We start from the raw sequence: 14203 nt of genomic DNA, 5'->3' as shown, positions 1-14203 counted from the left end.
GTCAGCGCGCCCTCGGATTACGCCGGTGGGTGATGCTCATGCGATCTGGCGCAGGTCGTTGCCGTAGTCGAAGATGATGCGCAGCCGTGCCCCCAGCGCGGCGGCGTAGCGGCTCAGGGTGGCAACCTCGTTCACGTCGAGATCCCCGTTCTCGATCTGGCTGACCCGGCCTGGCGTGACGCCCATCAGCTCGGCCACCTGCCGCTGGGTCAGCCCCAGCCGCTTACGCTCCTCGGCCAGGTGGAACGCGCTCACCCACGCCTCGGTCCGCGCCCGTTCCTTGTCACGTTCCGTCGCGTCGTCACGAAGCTCGTCACGAACGTCTTCCCAGTCGTAGAACTCGGTCACGACTCCCCCTTCGCCTGCGTTCATGTTCCAGCCAGGTCTTGTAGGCGAGCTCCGCCAGCGGAATGTTGTCCTGGTACCAGCGACGCCAGTTGCCCGCTTTGTTACCGGCCACCAGCAGGACGGCCTGGGACCAGGGATCGAAGACGAACAGCACCCGGACCGCGACGTCCCGTCCGGACCTGGGCCGGAGTTCCTTGAGGTTACTGATCGCGGTGTCTCGCAGGGTGTCCACCAGCGGACGCCCCAGCCCCGGCCCGACCTCGGCGAGCATGTCGATGGCCACGCTCACGCTGCGGTAGGTGTCCGGATCGGCCCGGCGAAGATCGCGTAGCCATTGCCGGACCTCACCGGTAACTCGTACGGACCAGCGTCCCCGGGGAGCGCTCATGGGAGAACTATAGCCCGAACTAAACCCGCCGAGGGTCGGACGACTCCAACTACGGTCAGCGGTCGTCGAGGAGGGGTTGGCGAGGGTCCCAGGGCGGGCCGCCGGCGGCGTCGTGGCGACGGCGGGCGATGGCCGACAGCGCCTCCAACACCACCCGGTTGCCCAGGTACGCGGTGATGTCCGCGTGGTCGTACGGCGGGGCGACCTCGACCACGTCGACGCCGACCACCGGCAGCTCGTAGCAGCACCGGCGGACCGCGTCGAGCAGCTGCCGGGAGGTCAGCCCGCCCGGCTCCGGGGTGCCGGTGCCCGGCGCCATGCCCGGGTCGACCACGTCCACGTCGACGGAGAGGAAGACGCCCTCGCACTCGTCCACCGCGATCTCGAACGCTTCCGAGAGACAGGAATCCAGCCCGCGCGCGACCAGCTCGGTCATCTCGTACGACCGCATCCGCTGGTCCGCCATCCAGGAGAGCGTCTCCGGGCCCGGCCAGTAGCCACGCAGGCCGATCTGGAGGAACCGGTCGCCGCGTACCGCGCCGGACTCGATGAGCCGGCGCATCGGCTGGCCGTGCCCGTGCAGCGAGCCGAACTCGATGTCGCCGGTGTCTGCGTGCGCGTCGAAGTGCACCAGCGACACCCGGCCGAGCCCGTGGTGCCGGGCCACCCCGGTGGCGTCGGGCAGCGCGATGGAGTGGTCGCCGCCGAGCACGATCGGGATCGCCCCGGCCGCGGCGACCGTGAAGACCGCGGACTCCAGCGCGGCCAGCGACCGTTCGATGTCGCCGGAGAACATCTCCACGTCGCCGGCGTCGTACACCCGCAGGTCCCGCAGCCCGTCGACGCGTAGCGCGAGTGACGGGCGGGAGCCGTCGTGCGGCAGGTAGCAGGCCTGCCGGATGGCGGACGGGCCGAACCGGGTGCCCGGCCGGTGCGAGGTGCCGCCGTCGAAGGGCGCGCCGACGACGACCACGTCCGCGTCGGCGAACGTCGCCGGTTCGTCCAGCGTGCAGCGGGGCACCCCGAGGAAGGTGACGTCCGGGCCGAACATCGGGCCGTAGCGGGTCATCGCTCCTCCATCCCCCACGGTGAACCGTAGCCGGTGAGCAGGTCCAGGAACGGCTTCGGCGGCAGCGCCTCCGGGCCGAGCACCCCGGTCCCGCGCCACGCGCCGCCGGCCAGCAGTTCCAGCGCCACCACCGGGTTCACCGCGGTCTGCCAGACCACCGCCTGGTGGCCGTACTCCTGCATGGACCACTCGTTGTCGACCACGTGGTAGAGGTAGACCTCGCGTGGCTTGCCGTCCGGGCCGGTTCCGCGTACCCAGGTGCCGGCGCAGGTCTTGCCGCGCATCCGGTCACCGAGGGTGGCCGGGTCGGGCAGGCAGGCGGCCACGACGTCGCGTGGGGACACGGAAACGTCGCCGACCCGCACCGGGGCGGTCGCGTCCAGGCCGAGCTTGTGCAGCGTCCTGAGCACCTCGATGAACTCGTTGCCGAGGCCGTACTTGAAGGTGACCCGCCGCGCGTCGACCCAGCGGGGGATCAGCAGCACCTCCTCGTGTTCGACGTTGACGCACTCGACCGGCCCGATCCCCGCGGGGAACTCGAAGACCTCGGGCTCGGAGAAGGGCGGGGTGGTGTACCAGCCCCGGCCGGCCTCCCAGACCACCGGCGGGTTGAGGCACTCCTCGATGGTGGTCCAGATGGAGAACGACGGCGCGAAGTCGTAGCCGTCGACGGTCAGGTTGGCCCCGTCCCGCACCCCGATCTCGTCGATCCCGGCGAACAGCTCGTCGGCGGCGTACCGGGCGAAGATGTCGGACAGGCCCGGCTCGACCCCGATGCCGCAGAGCGCCAGCCGCCCGGCCGCCGACCACTGGTCCGCGACGGCGAACTGCTCGTCGCCGAGCTTCACGCCGGTCTCGGCGTAGGGCCGATCGGGGTGTGGCCGGGACAGCGACATGGCCATGTCGAGGTAGTCAGCGCCGGCCGCGAACGCCCCGTCGAAGATCGGCATGACGAAGCGCGGATCGACCGCGTTGAGCACGTGGGTGATCCGGTGCTCCCGGCAGAGCGCGGCCACCGCGCCGGCCGAGGAGGCGTCGACCGTGGCGGCGACGAACCGGTCACCGTGCCCGGCCACCGCCCGGGCCGCCCGGGCCGGGTCGTGGTCGGCGACCACCATCGCCTCGAAGAAGGTACGGCGGGCGGCGATGGCGACCGCGGCGGAGCCGACGCCGCCGGCCCCCACGAGCAGGATGCGCATCAGGAATCGAACCCCAAACCGAAACGATCGAGCGTACGGAGCCAGAGGTTGCGCCGGCCCTGACGCACGTCGGCCTGGGCCAGCGACCAGCGGGTGAGATTGATGCCGACCGCCCGGGCCGGCTCGGGCGGGAACGGCAGGGGCATCCGGCGCACCAGGTCGAGCTGGGTCAGCGGGGTCTCCTCCCCGCCGAGCAGGTCGAGCATCACCCGGGCGGCGAACCGGGTCGCCCCGACGCCGAGCCCGGTGAACCCGGCCGCGTACGCCAACCGGCCGTCGTAGGCGGTGCCGAAGAACGGGCAGAACCGGGTGCAGGTGTCGATCGCCCCGCCCCAGCGGTGGCTGAACCGCAGCCCGTCGAGCTGCGGGAAGGTGGTGAAGAAGTGCTCGGCGAGGGTGCAGAAGGTGTCCCAGCGCTGCTCCAGGGACGGGGCCATCCGGTTGCCGAAGTGGTAGACGGCGTCGTACCCGCCGAACAGGATCCGGTTGTCGGGCGTGATCCGGTAGTAGTGGAACTGGTTGCCGGTGTCCGCGAGCCCCTGCCGGTTCGCCCAGCCGATCGCGCGCCGCTCGTCGTCGGCGAGCGGCTCGGTCATCAGCGCGTAGTCGTAGACCGGCACCACCCAGGCACGCAGCCGGCGCAGCAACGGCGGGAACGCGTTGGTCGCCAGCACCACCCGCCCGGCGCGGACGCTGCCCGGGGCGGTGTCCCGGCCGCCGGCGGTGGCGGCCCGCAGCGCCGCGCCGTCGCGGCGCAGCCCGGTCACCCGGGTGTGCTCGGCGATCCGCACCCCGACGCTGAGACAGGCCCGGCGCAGCCCCCAGGCCAGCTTCGCCGGGTCGAGCAGGGCCGTGCGGTCCCGGTCCCACAGCCCGCCCAGGTACGTCGGCGAGTTCACCTCGGCGCGTACCTCGTCGGCGTCGAGCAGCCGCACCTCGTGGCCGTACCGGCGGCCCAGCTCCGCGTCGGCGGCGAGCCCGTCGAGCTGGTACGGCTCGACCGCGACGGCCAGTTCGCCGGTGCGCTCGAAGTCGCAGTCGATGCCGTACTCGGCCACGGTCGCGGCGATGGCGTCCAGGTTCTCCCGGCCGAGCCGCTCCAGCAGCTCGATCTCGTCCGGGAAACGCTCGACGCCGTTGGCCAGCCCGTGGGTGAGCGAGGCGGCGCAGAACCCGCCGTTGCGCCCGGACGCCGCCCAGCCGCAGGTTCCCGCCTCGACCAGCAGCACGTCCCGGCCCGGGTCGGCCCGCTTGGCCAGCAGCGCGGTCCACAGCCCGGCGTACCCGCCGCCCACCACCAGCAGGTCGGCGGTGTCGGGGCCGATCAGCGGCGGCAGCGGGTCGGGGCGTTCCGGGCGGTCCAGCCAGTACGGCACGGGCACCGCGTCGGCCAGCGCCCGGCCGGGATGCGGCCCGGTCATGACGGGCGCCGCGCCGGCCCGGCGCCCACCGCGACCCGCAGCGCGGCGCGGCGGCCCCGCCGGCCGCGCAGCATGCTGGCCAGCACCAGCAGCAGCGCGATCACGAACATCGCCGTGCCGATGACGTTGACCTGCGGCGGGATGCCCCGCTGGGCGGCGCCCCAGACGTACATCGGGAACGTGACGGTGGTGCCGGCGTTGAAGTTGGTGATGATGAAGTCGTCGAACGACAGCGAGAAGGCGAGCAGCGCGGCGGCCACGATGCCGGGCATCACCAGCGGCAGGGTGATCCGCCGGAAGGTCTGCCACTCGCTGGCGTAGAGGTCCATCGCGGCCTCCTCCAGCCGGGAGTCCATCCCGGCCAGCCGCGCCTTGACCGTGACCACCACGAACGACACGCAGAACATCACGTGCGCGATGACGATGGTCCAGAATCCCTGCGGCACCCCGGCGGAGACGAAGAGGGCGAGCAGCGAGGTGCCCATCACCAGCTCCGGCGTGGCCATCGGCAGGAAGATCAGCACGTTGATCCCGGACCGGCCGCGGAACCGGTGCCGCACCAGCGCGAACGCCATCAGGGTGCCGAGCACCGTGGCGACCACGGTGGCGATGAACCCGATCTGGACGCTGCGCACCACCGCGTCGCACATGTCCGAGGTGGCGCACGGGTTACGCCAGTTGTCCAGGGTGAACTCGTGGAAGTCGTACGACAGCCGGCTGGACGGGCGGTTGAAGGACAGGCCGGCGACCACGGCGATGGGCAGGAAGAGGTAGCCGAGCACCAGCAGCCCGACGCCCAGCACCCAGTGGTCGGCCAGCCAGCGACCGATGCGGTGGGCCACGCTCACAGGACCTCCTCGGTGCCGGCGCGGCGCAGGTAGCCGAAGACCACCGCGAGGATCGCCGCCATCAGCAGGAAGGACAGCGCCGCGCCCTGCGGGTAGTCCAGCCGGACCAGGAACGCCGAGTCGATGACGTTGCCGATCATGTACTCGTTCGGGGTGCCGAGCAGTTCGGCGTTGATGTAGTCGCCGCTGGCCGGGATGAAGAAGAGCAGCGTGCCGGCGACCAGGCCGGGCATCGAGAGCGGCAGGGTGACCTTGCGGAACGCCCGCACCGGGCTGGCGTACAGGTCGCTGGCCGCCTCCAGCAGCCGGGGGTCGAGCCGCTCCAGGCTCGCGTACAGCGGCAGCACCAGGAACGGCAGGAAGTTGTACGTCAGCCCGAGCACCACCGCGACCGGGGTGGCCAGCAGCCGGCCGTCGGGGGCGAGCAGGTGCACGTCGCGCAGCAGCCCGACCAGCCAACCGTTGTCGGACAGGATGGTCTTCCAGGCCAGGGTGCGCACCAGGAAGCTGGTGAACATCGGCGCGATCACGCAGACCAGCAGCAGGTTCTTCCACCGGCCGGCCTTCTGCGCGATGGCGTACGCCAGCGGGTAGCCCATCAGCAGGGCCAGCACCAGTGCGATCCCGGCGTAGAGGAAGGACCGGGTGAACTGCGGCCAGTACGCCGCCAACGCGTCCGGGTAGTTGCCGAACGCCCAGGTCAGCGCGTACCCGGTGGAGAGCGAGCCGCTGGGGTCGTAGAGGCTCGCCGCGGCGAGCTGGAACAGCGGCACGGCGAAGAAGAGGAACAGCCAGGCCGCGCCGGGCAGCAGCAGCAGGTACGGCAGGAACCGGTACCGCCCGGACCGGGCGGCCCGCTGTGGCGCCGCCGGCTGCCCCGACCCGGTCGGTACGTGGGCCAGGACGCTCACGAGGAGGCCCCGACCGGTTCGTCCAGCACCGGCGTGGTCCGGTCGTCGGCACCGGGCTCGCGGGGCAGCACGAAGGCGTGCCGCGGGTCCCAGTGCGCCACCGCCTCGGTGCCGACCGGCAGTTGCGCGGTCGCGCCGCTGTTCGCCACGAAGACCGACAGCTCGCTGCCCCAGCCGGTGCGCAGCAGGTACTGGGTGCTGACCCCCACGTAGGAGGCGTCGCTGACCACCCCGGTGACGTGCTGGTGCCCGGCGGGGACCTGGTCGGCGGAGCCGACCAGGTGCAGCTTCTCCGGGCGTACGCCCAGGTAGACCGGGCCCCGGTCGACCCGGGCCCGCTCCGCGGGCACGGCGAAGCGGGAGCCGTGCGCGGAGACCGGCACCTCGCCCCCGGCGGCGCCGGCGGCCTCGCCGGCGAGCAGGTTGGACTGGCCGAGGAAGTTCGCCACGAACGCGGTGGCCGGGAACTCGTAGAGTTCGGCCGGGGCGCCCAGCTGCTCGATCCTGCCGGCGTTCATCACCGCAACCGTGTCGGCCATCGTCATGGCCTCCTCCTGGTCGTGGGTGACGTGCACGAAGGTGATGCCGACCTCGGTCTGGATGCGCTTCAGCTCGATCTGCATCTGCCGGCGCAGCTTGAGGTCGAGCGCGCCGAGCGGCTCGTCCAGCAGCAGCACCTGCGGGTGGTTGATCAGCGCCCGGGCCAGCGCGACCCGCTGCTGCTGGCCGCCGGAGAGCTGGGCCGGTCGGCGCCGGCCGTACCCGTCGAGCTGCACCAGCGCCAGCATCCGCTCGACCTGGTCGTCGACCTTGCGGATGCCGCGCCGGCGCAGCCCGAACGCCACGTTCTCGAAGATGTCCAGGTGCGGGAAGAGGGCGTAGCTCTGGAAGACGGTGTTCACCGGCCGCTTGTACGGCCGCAGCCGGGCGATGTCCCGGTCGCCGAGCAGCACCTGCCCGCTGGTCGGTTCCTCCAGCCCCGCGATCATCCGCAGCGTGGTGGTCTTGCCGCAGCCGGACGCGCCGAGCAGGGCGAAGAACGAGCCCTGCGGAATGGTCAGGCTGAGGTCGTCGACAGCGGTGAAGATGCCGAACCGCTTGGTGAGGTTGGCCAGCCGCAGGTCGCCGGCCGGTGTCTCGCGCCCCACAGATGCCACGCCCACTCCCGTCACGCCCCGATGACCTGCTGGAACTTGCCTTCGTACTCGCGTTCCTGCTTCTCGTCTAGGGCCATGAAGACCTTGGACTTCGCGAGCATCGCGTCGTCGGGGAAGATCAGCGGGTTGGCCGCCAGCTCCGGGTCGATCTTCTCCATCTCCTCCTGCGCCCCCCGCACGGGGCAGATGTAGTTCACGTACGCGGCGAGCTGGGCGGCCACCGCCGGGTCGTAGTAGTAGTTGATCAACTGCTCGGCGTTGGCCTTGTGGGTGGCCTTGTTCGGCACCAGCATGTTGTCCGACCAGAGCATCACGCCGGACTCGGGCACCACGAACTTGACCTTCTCGTCCTCGAAGCCGAGCTGGATGACGTCGCCGGACCAGCCGATGCACGCGGCGATGTCACCCTTGGCCAGGTCGGGGGCGTAGTCGTTGCCGGTGAACTTGCGGATCTGCCCGGAGTCGACGGCCTTCTTCAGCTTGTTCAGCGCGTCGTCGAACTGGGCGGCGGTGAAGTTCGACGGGTCGTGCCCGTTCGACTGGAGCAGCAGGCCCATGGTGTCGCGCATCTCGGACAGGGCGGTCACCTTGCCCTTGAGGTCGGGGCGGGTGAGCAGCTCGTCGACGGTGCGGATCTCCTTGGTCACCTTGCCGTTGTAGGCGAGGCCGGCCAGGCCGGACTGCCACGGGATGGCGAGCTGGTTGTCCTTGTCGAAGGAGCGGCCACGCAGCGAGGGCAGCAGGTTGGCCTCGACGTTGGGCAGCTTCGACCTGTCCAGCTTCTGGATCCAGCCGAGCCGGATCATCCGGGCGGCCATCCAGTCGGTGAGCACCATGATGTCCCGCTCGGTCGCCTGACAGGCGGCGAGCTGGTTCTGCACCTTGCCGAAGAACTCGTTGTTGTCGTTGACGTCCTCGGTGTAGGTGACCGCGATGCCGGACTTGGCGATGAAGGCGTCGAGGGTGGGTCGCTTCGACTCGTCCTTCTCATCCACGTCCATGTACTGCGGCCAGTTGGAGAAGGCGAGCTTCTTCTCGGTGCCGGAGAGGTCCTCGCTGACGCAGCCGGCCTCGGTCTGCTGGGCACCCTTGGTGCCGCAGCCTGCCAGGGTACCGCCGGCGGCGAGCAACGCCGCCGAACCGAGGGTGCCGGTGAGCAGTCCACGCCGGGTGAGGGGCCGAAGGGGAGTTCGCATGTGACGACTCCTAAAAGGTCATCGTCGGCGGCGGGACGGGGGTGGCGCGCCGGCGGGAGGGTCAAGTGCGGTGGACGACTGATCCTGACATGAGGTGACCTCCCTTACAAGGGATTCCGTTGCGGGATTAGCTCTCCACGACGAAATACGCCACACTGCGCGGGGGCATTAGGCTCAGCCCGGGAACGGACATGGGGAGCGGTCGATGACGAACCGGCAGCAGGACAACGGCAACGGCGGGCGGCGGGTAGCCGTGCGTGAAGGCGCCAGTCACGCTCTGCTCGACGACGTGGCGAAACAGATCATCGAGCAGCTCCAGGAGGACGGCCGCCGCCCGTACGCGACCATCGGCAAGGCGGTCGGACTCTCCGAGGCCGCGGTGCGGCAGCGGGTGCAGCGGCTGCTCGACGCCGGCGTGATGCAGATCGTCGCGGTGACCGATCCGCTCCAGCTGGGCTTCCCCCGCCAGGCCATGATCGGCCTGCGTACCGACGGCGACCTGGAGGCGGTCGCCGACCGGCTCGCCGAACTGGAGGAGGTGGACTACGTGGTGATCACGGCCGGCTCGTTCGACCTGCTCACCGAGGTGGTCTGCCGCAACGACGACCACCTGCTGGAGATCCTGCAACGGCTGCGCGCGGTCGAGGGCGTGCTCTCCACCGAGGCGTTCGTCTACCTGAAGCTACGCAAGCAGACCTACACGTGGGGCACCGCCTGACCAGTCGGCGTCGCCGGGGCGCCCGACCATCCCGATGAACGCCCGCCAGGCGCCGGGGGCGAAGGCGAGCGTGCCGCCGTCGCGGTCCTTGCTGTCCCGGACCAGCACCCGGCCGGGCAGATTGTCGGCCACCTCGACGCAGTCGCCACCGTTGTTGCTGCTGCGGGTGGCGGTACGCCAGCGGGCGTCGGTCATCTCCATGTCGTCGCCACTTCCCTGATCAGCTCGATGGACCGGCGGTGGGGAAACGCCTCACCGGTGACGCTCTCCCACCTGCGACCCAGGCTAGCAACGTCGAGAGGGTCGCTCACGATCTGACCGCGCAACTGGTTGTCGAGATAGGCCAGTTCGGTCCCGTCCGGCAGTCGGGCCAGCACGAACGGCCCGGCGAGCCCGGTGTGCCACGGCCCGTCGGCCGGGATCACCCGCACCTGCACATGCTCCAGCTCGGCGAGTGCCGCCAGGTGGGCGAGCTGCCCGGCCATCACCGCCCGGTCGCCGACCAACCGGCGCAGCACCACCTCATCGATCACGGCGATCAACTGCGGCGGGACGGTGGCGGCGAGGATCGACTGGCGCTGGAGCCGGCTCGCCACGATCTGCTCCACCTCGGCCGGTGCGAGCAGACCGCCGGTCGCCAGCACCGCCCGGGCGTACCCCTCGGTCTGGAGCAGCCCCGGCACCAGCAGCGGTTGATAGGACCTGATGGACGTCGCATCCTGTTCCAGCTCGGCCCACGGTCGGAACCAGGGCAGGTCGCGCCGGCGGTACGGTTCCGGCCACAGCTCGGCGGCGTCCCGGCCGAGCACCTCGGCGACTGCGATCCGGGTGCGCGGATGTGGGATCCGCCCTGACGTGAGCCACCGGCCGGCCGTCTTCGGGTCGACGCCGACCTTCGCCGCCAGCGACTCGACGGTCTCGCCCTTCTCCGCCATCGCCACCCGCAGCACCTCGTTCGCCATCGGATCCACCCTCCACCCGGGACTCACGCTCCGGCGCACGATAGCGACGCTGCGTGTCGATGTCCCGAGCGCGCCGACGTGTTGCGGCGGGACTGTTTCGCGCGTCCGCGATGGCCCGGCCAGTGCCCGGAGAATGCCCCGGAACCGTCCCGACCATCACCTGGACGCGCCCTTTGGAGCTGATGCCGCAACCGACTCGGCCGGAGCGACCCCGCAGCGTGATGTCGCAAACGATTCAGCTTCAAAGGACCCCGCGGACCACCTGCGTGGTCGGCGTGGGCGCACAGATGGGGCAGCTCGACAGCGCCCCCCAAGGGTTGGACCAGCAAGCCCGCGCCCGCCCCGGACCACCGACTCGCCGACCCCAACGCGGTCGATGCGGATTCCGTTGTTCACGCTCTTGACATTCGCTGAATCCGTTGTCGGATCAGCCATAGGCCACCGATCCCACTTGCTTTCCGGGCTAGGGCTGTGGGATAACCGTGGGCAGAGCGGCCGGTGTCCCCTGACCGGCCCGAGACCCGATGGGGCTGACATGGCCAACGCCACCGACCACCTCTGGATGCACTTCACCCGGATGGCGAGCTACTCCGCCGGCGAGGTGCCGACCATCGTCCGCGGCGAGGGCGCGTACGTCTGGGACGCCCAGGGCCGCCGCTACCTCGACGGGCTCGCCGGGCTCTTCGTGGTCAACGCCGGCCACGGGCGCGCGGAGCTGGCCGAGGCCGCCGCCAAGCAGGCCGGCGAGCTGGCCTACTTCCCGCTCTGGTCGTACGCCCACCCAAAGGCCGTCGAGCTGGCCGAGAAGATCTCGGCCCTCACCCCCGGCGACCTGAACCGGGTCTTCTTCACCACCGGCGGCTCGGAGGCCGTCGAGGCGGCCTGGAAGCTGGCCCGGGCCTACTTCAAGCGCACCGGCCAGCCGAACAAGTACAAAGTCGTCAGCCGCTACATCGCCTACCACGGCACCTCGATGGGCGCGCTGTCGATCACGGGCCTGCCCGGCATCAAGAGCGACTTCGAGCCACTGGTGCCCGGTGGGATCAAGGTGCCGAACACCAACTTCTACCGGGCGCCGGAGCACGGCGACGACCCGGAGGCGTTCGGCCGCTGGGCCGCCGACGAGATCGGCCGCGCCATCGAGCGGGAGGGGCCGGACACGGTGGCGGCGGTCTTCCTGGAGCCGGTGCAGAACTCCGGCGGCTGCTTCCCACCACCGCCCGGCTACTTCGAGCGGGTCCGCGAGATCTGCGACGCGTACGACGTGCTGCTCGTCTCCGACGAGGTGATCTGCTCCTGGGGCCGGCTCGGCGAGTACTTCGGCGCCGTCCGCTACGGCTACCAGCCGGACATCATCACCACCGCCAAGGGCATCACCTCCGGCTACGCCCCGCTCGGCGCGATGATCGCCAGCGACCGGCTGATGGAGCCGTTCCTCACCGAGACCGGCATGTTCGCCCACGGCGTGACCTTCGGCGGGCACCCGGTCTCCTGCGCGGTGGCGCTGGCCAACCTGGAGGTCTTCGCCCGCGAGGACCTCATCGGGCACGTCCGGGCCAACGAGCCGGCGTTCCGCGCCACCCTGGAGAAGCTGCACGACCTGCCGATCGTCGGTGACGTCCGGGGCGACGGCTACTTCTACGGCATCGAGCTGGTCAAGGACAAGACCACCCGGGAGACCTTCGACGAGGCCGAGTCGGAGCGACTGCTGCGCGGCTTCCTCTCCTCCGCGCTCTTCTCCGCCGGGCTCTACTGCCGCGCCGACGACCGGGGCGACCCGGTGGTGCAGCTCGCCCCGCCGCTGATCGCCGAGCAGCAGCAGTTCGACGAGATCGAGCAGATCCTGCGCGGCGTGCTGACCGAGGCATGGGCACGCCTCTGACCGGCGGGCCCGAGTCCCGCTCTGCCGGGGCCCGGCCACCGGCCGACACCGAGGTCGGGCGGACGGCGCGCACCCGCGTACGCCGGCTGCCCGACCTCGCGGCGCACGACCGGGCGAGCCTGCACGCGGTGCTCGACGCCGGCCGGGTCGGCCACCTGGCGATCGTCGACGGCGACCAGCCGTACGCGCTGCCGGTCGGCTACGCCCGCGACGGCGACCGGGTGCTGGTGCACGGCTCCACCGGCAGCCGGCTGTTCCGGCACCTCGCCGCCGGCGCGCCGGCCTGCCTGACGGTCACTCTGCTGGACGGGCTGGTGCTGGCTCGCAGCGCCTTCGCGTCCTCGATGAACTACCGCTGCGCGATGGTGCTCGGCACCCTGGCCAGCCTCGACGGCGACGAGAAGCTGGCCGCGCTGGAGCGGCTCTCCGAGCACCTGCTGCCCGGCCGGTGGGCGGCGATCCGGCCGCCGTCGGCCAAGGAACTGGCGGCCACCCTGGTGCTCGCGCTGCCGCTGGCCGAGTGCTCGGTGAAGATCAGCGCCGGGCCGCCGGACGATCCGGCCGAGGACCTGTCCCGCAAGGTCTGGGCCGGCGTGGTGCCGGTCGTGGAGTCGCTCGGCCGCCCGGAGCCCGATCCGGCGCTCCGGTTCGACCTGCCGCCCCCGGAGTGGTGATGCGTTACCCGGAGCTGTCCTACTGGCTTTCCAGTGTGGACGAACCGCTGGTCCCGCGCCCGCCGCTGGCCGGGGACGCCGACGCCGACGTGGTGATCGTGGGGGCCGGCTACACCGGGCTGTGGACGGCGTACTACCTGGCCGGGGCCGACCCGACGCTGCGGATCACCGTCCTGGAGGCGGAGATCGCCGGGTACGGCGCGTCCGGGCGCAACGGCGGTTGGTGCTCCGCGCTCTTCCCCACCTCGCTGCCCGCGCTGGCCCGCCGGCACGGCCGGGACGCCGCGCTCGCCATGCAGCGCACCATGCAGGCCACGGTGCGCGAGGTCGGCCGGGTGGTCGCGGCCGAGGGCATCGACTGCGACTGGGCGTACGGCGGAACGGTGGTGCTCGCCCGGAGCGGCCCGCAGCTCGCCCGCGCCCGGGCGGCCGTCGAGGAGGCCCGGGAGTTCGGACTCGGCCCGGCGGACCTGGCGCTGCTGGACGCCGGCGAGGCGTCGGCCCGGTGCGCGGCCGACGGCGTGCTCGGCGGCACGTACACCCCGCACTGCGCGGCGGTGCATCCGGCGCGGCTGGTCCGCGGCCTGGCCCGGGCGGTGGAGCGGCGCGGGGTGACCATCCACGAGCGCACCCCGGTGACGGCGATCTCCCCCGGCGCGGCGGTGACCCCGGCCGGCACGGTACGGGCGCCGGTGGTGGTCCGGGCCACCGAGGGCTACACGCCGATGCTGCCCGGGCAGCGGCGCACGGTCGCGCCGGTCTACTCGCTGATGGTGGCCACCGAGCCGCTACCGGCCCGGACCTGGGAGCGGATCGGACTGGCCGAACGGGAGACCTTCTCCGACCACCGGCACGTCATCATCTACGGCCAGCGCACCGCCGACGGGCGGCTCGCCTTCGGCGGGCGGGGCGCCCCGTACCACTTCGGGTCCCGGGTCAGGCCGGGGTACGACCGGGAGCCACGGGTCTTCGCGGCGCTGCGCCGTACGCTCGGCGAGTTGTTCCCGGTGCTCGGCCCGGACGTGCCGGTGACGCACGCCTGGGGCGGGCCGCTCGGGGTGGCCCGGGACTGGGCGGCCTCGGTCGGCTACGACCCGGCCAGCGGGCTCGCCTGGGCCGGCGGGTACGTCGGCGACGGCGTCGGCACCAGCAACCTCGCCGGCCGTACGCTGGCCGACCTGATCCGGGGCGAGAACACCGACCTGACCGCCCTTCCCTGGGTCAACCACCGCTCCCCCCGGTGGGAGCCGGAGCCGCTGCGCTGGCTGGCCGTCAACGCCGGCCTCCGCCTGATGTTCTCCGCCGACGCCGCCGAACTCCGCTCCGGCCGCCCCTCCCGCCGCGCCGCCACCTTCTCCCACCTCCTCGGCCACTGATACGTGAGCCGGACGGCTTACGTATCAGTGATTGGGGGGGATTACGCGGAGGTG

At 71.7% G+C, this 14203-nt stretch carries 15 protein-coding genes; 4 read left to right on the top strand and 11 right to left on the bottom strand.

The features are described from left to right. Positions 1-36: 36 nt before the first annotated feature. The 9 genes from DLJ47_RS00770 to DLJ47_RS00730 are packed head-to-tail and all read right to left on the bottom strand — an operon-like array spanning position 37 to position 8537. Positions 37-348 (bottom strand): transcriptional regulator, encoded by a 312-nt coding sequence (locus DLJ47_RS00770; RefSeq protein WP_109898187.1) that lies wholly within the window; start codon positions 346-348, stop codon positions 37-39. After that, a complete protein-coding gene (locus tag DLJ47_RS00765; RefSeq protein ID WP_109898186.1) occupies positions 314-736 on the bottom strand; it encodes a type II toxin-antitoxin system RelE/ParE family toxin in 423 nt (140 codons plus the stop codon). The genes DLJ47_RS00770 and DLJ47_RS00765 overlap by 35 nt, the downstream gene beginning before the upstream one ends. 55 nt (positions 737-791) lie before the next feature. Beyond that, entirely contained in the window at positions 792-1805 is a 1014-nt protein-coding gene (gene speB, locus DLJ47_RS00760) for an agmatinase (RefSeq protein WP_109898185.1), read from the bottom strand. Then, entirely contained in the window at positions 1802-3004 is a 1203-nt protein-coding gene (locus DLJ47_RS00755; RefSeq protein WP_109898184.1) for a saccharopine dehydrogenase family protein, read from the bottom strand. Before DLJ47_RS00755 ends, speB begins: the two co-directional genes overlap by 4 nt. Beyond that, entirely contained in the window at positions 3004-4425 is a 1422-nt protein-coding gene (locus DLJ47_RS00750; protein WP_109898183.1) for an NAD(P)/FAD-dependent oxidoreductase, read from the bottom strand. Before DLJ47_RS00750 ends, DLJ47_RS00755 begins: the two co-directional genes overlap by 1 nt. Beyond that, complete coding sequence (locus DLJ47_RS00745; protein ID WP_233257592.1) at positions 4422-5273, bottom strand: ABC transporter permease; 852 nt, start codon at positions 5271-5273, stop codon at positions 4422-4424. Before DLJ47_RS00745 ends, DLJ47_RS00750 begins: the two co-directional genes overlap by 4 nt. Then, positions 5270-6184 carry an ABC transporter permease gene (locus DLJ47_RS00740; RefSeq protein WP_109898182.1) on the bottom strand — a complete coding sequence of 305 codons (915 nt, stop codon included), beginning with the start codon at positions 6182-6184 and terminating at the stop codon, positions 5270-5272. Before DLJ47_RS00740 ends, DLJ47_RS00745 begins: the two co-directional genes overlap by 4 nt. Beyond that, on the bottom strand, positions 6181-7341 hold the full coding sequence (locus tag DLJ47_RS00735) for an ABC transporter ATP-binding protein (RefSeq protein WP_109898203.1): 1161 nt from the start codon (positions 7339-7341) through the stop codon (positions 6181-6183). Before DLJ47_RS00735 ends, DLJ47_RS00740 begins: the two co-directional genes overlap by 4 nt. Before the next feature lie 11 nt (positions 7342-7352). Then, positions 7353-8537 carry a polyamine ABC transporter substrate-binding protein gene (locus tag DLJ47_RS00730; protein WP_109898181.1) on the bottom strand — a complete coding sequence of 395 codons (1185 nt, stop codon included), beginning with the start codon at positions 8535-8537 and terminating at the stop codon, positions 7353-7355. A 205-nt stretch (positions 8538-8742) separates the two neighbouring features. On the opposite strand from DLJ47_RS00730, the gene DLJ47_RS00725 reads away from it, so the two are divergent. After that, a complete protein-coding gene (locus DLJ47_RS00725; protein ID WP_109898180.1) occupies positions 8743-9255 on the top strand; it encodes an Lrp/AsnC family transcriptional regulator in 513 nt (170 codons plus the stop codon). Here the strand turns inward: DLJ47_RS00725 and DLJ47_RS00720 are convergent. Continuing rightward, positions 9220-9456: a DUF397 domain-containing protein gene (locus DLJ47_RS00720; RefSeq protein WP_109898179.1), complete on the bottom strand. Its 237-nt coding sequence runs from the start codon at positions 9454-9456 to the stop codon at positions 9220-9222. The genes DLJ47_RS00725 and DLJ47_RS00720 overlap by 36 nt on opposite strands. After that, positions 9447-10217 carry a helix-turn-helix domain-containing protein gene (locus DLJ47_RS00715; RefSeq protein WP_109898178.1) on the bottom strand — a complete coding sequence of 257 codons (771 nt, stop codon included), beginning with the start codon at positions 10215-10217 and terminating at the stop codon, positions 9447-9449. The genes DLJ47_RS00720 and DLJ47_RS00715 overlap by 10 nt, the downstream gene beginning before the upstream one ends. A gap of 535 nt (positions 10218-10752) precedes the next feature. Here DLJ47_RS00715 and DLJ47_RS00710 point away from each other — a divergent pair. Genes DLJ47_RS00710 through DLJ47_RS00700 form a run of 3 tightly spaced genes read left to right on the top strand, consistent with a single transcriptional unit; the run spans position 10753 to position 14149 of the window. Beyond that, entirely contained in the window at positions 10753-12099 is a 1347-nt protein-coding gene (locus tag DLJ47_RS00710; RefSeq protein WP_109898177.1) for an aspartate aminotransferase family protein, read from the top strand. Beyond that, the gene (locus DLJ47_RS00705; protein WP_109898176.1) at positions 12084-12773 is read left to right on the top strand and encodes a pyridoxamine 5'-phosphate oxidase family protein; all 690 of its coding nucleotides are present in this window, start codon (positions 12084-12086) and stop codon (positions 12771-12773) included. Before DLJ47_RS00710 ends, DLJ47_RS00705 begins: the two co-directional genes overlap by 16 nt. Beyond that, complete coding sequence (locus tag DLJ47_RS00700) at positions 12773-14149, top strand: NAD(P)/FAD-dependent oxidoreductase (RefSeq protein WP_109898202.1); 1377 nt, start codon at positions 12773-12775, stop codon at positions 14147-14149. Before DLJ47_RS00705 ends, DLJ47_RS00700 begins: the two co-directional genes overlap by 1 nt. Positions 14150-14203 lie beyond the last annotated feature (54 nt).

It is taken from the genome of Micromonospora sp. S4605 (assembly GCF_003176715.1).
GTDB classification, from domain to species: domain Bacteria; phylum Actinomycetota; class Actinomycetes; order Mycobacteriales; family Micromonosporaceae; genus Micromonospora; species Micromonospora echinaurantiaca.
The sequence above is the reverse complement of the archived record's forward strand: the minus strand, read 5'-3'. Positions and strand labels throughout refer to the sequence as shown.

Coding starts and splice junctions, on each gene's coding strand:
- DLJ47_RS00765 (WP_109898186.1), bottom strand. CDS start 736: ATGAGCGCTCCCCGGGGACGCTGGTCCGTACGAGTTACCGGTGAGGTC.
- speB (WP_109898185.1), bottom strand. CDS start 1,805: ATGACCCGCTACGGCCCGATGTTCGGCCCGGACGTCACCTTCCTCGGG.
- DLJ47_RS00755 (WP_109898184.1), bottom strand. CDS start 3,004: ATGCGCATCCTGCTCGTGGGGGCCGGCGGCGTCGGCTCCGCCGCGGTC.
- DLJ47_RS00750 (WP_109898183.1), bottom strand. CDS start 4,425: ATGACCGGGCCGCATCCCGGCCGGGCGCTGGCCGACGCGGTGCCCGTG.
- DLJ47_RS00730 (WP_109898181.1), bottom strand. CDS start 8,537: ATGCGAACTCCCCTTCGGCCCCTCACCCGGCGTGGACTGCTCACCGGC.
- DLJ47_RS00725 (WP_109898180.1), top strand. CDS start 8,743: ATGACGAACCGGCAGCAGGACAACGGCAACGGCGGGCGGCGGGTAGCC.
- DLJ47_RS00720 (WP_109898179.1), bottom strand. CDS start 9,456: ATGGAGATGACCGACGCCCGCTGGCGTACCGCCACCCGCAGCAGCAAC.
- DLJ47_RS00715 (WP_109898178.1), bottom strand. CDS start 10,217: ATGGCGAACGAGGTGCTGCGGGTGGCGATGGCGGAGAAGGGCGAGACC.
- DLJ47_RS00710 (WP_109898177.1), top strand. CDS start 10,753: ATGGCCAACGCCACCGACCACCTCTGGATGCACTTCACCCGGATGGCG.
- DLJ47_RS00705 (WP_109898176.1), top strand. CDS start 12,084: ATGGGCACGCCTCTGACCGGCGGGCCCGAGTCCCGCTCTGCCGGGGCC.
- DLJ47_RS00700 (WP_109898202.1), top strand. CDS start 12,773: ATGCGTTACCCGGAGCTGTCCTACTGGCTTTCCAGTGTGGACGAACCG.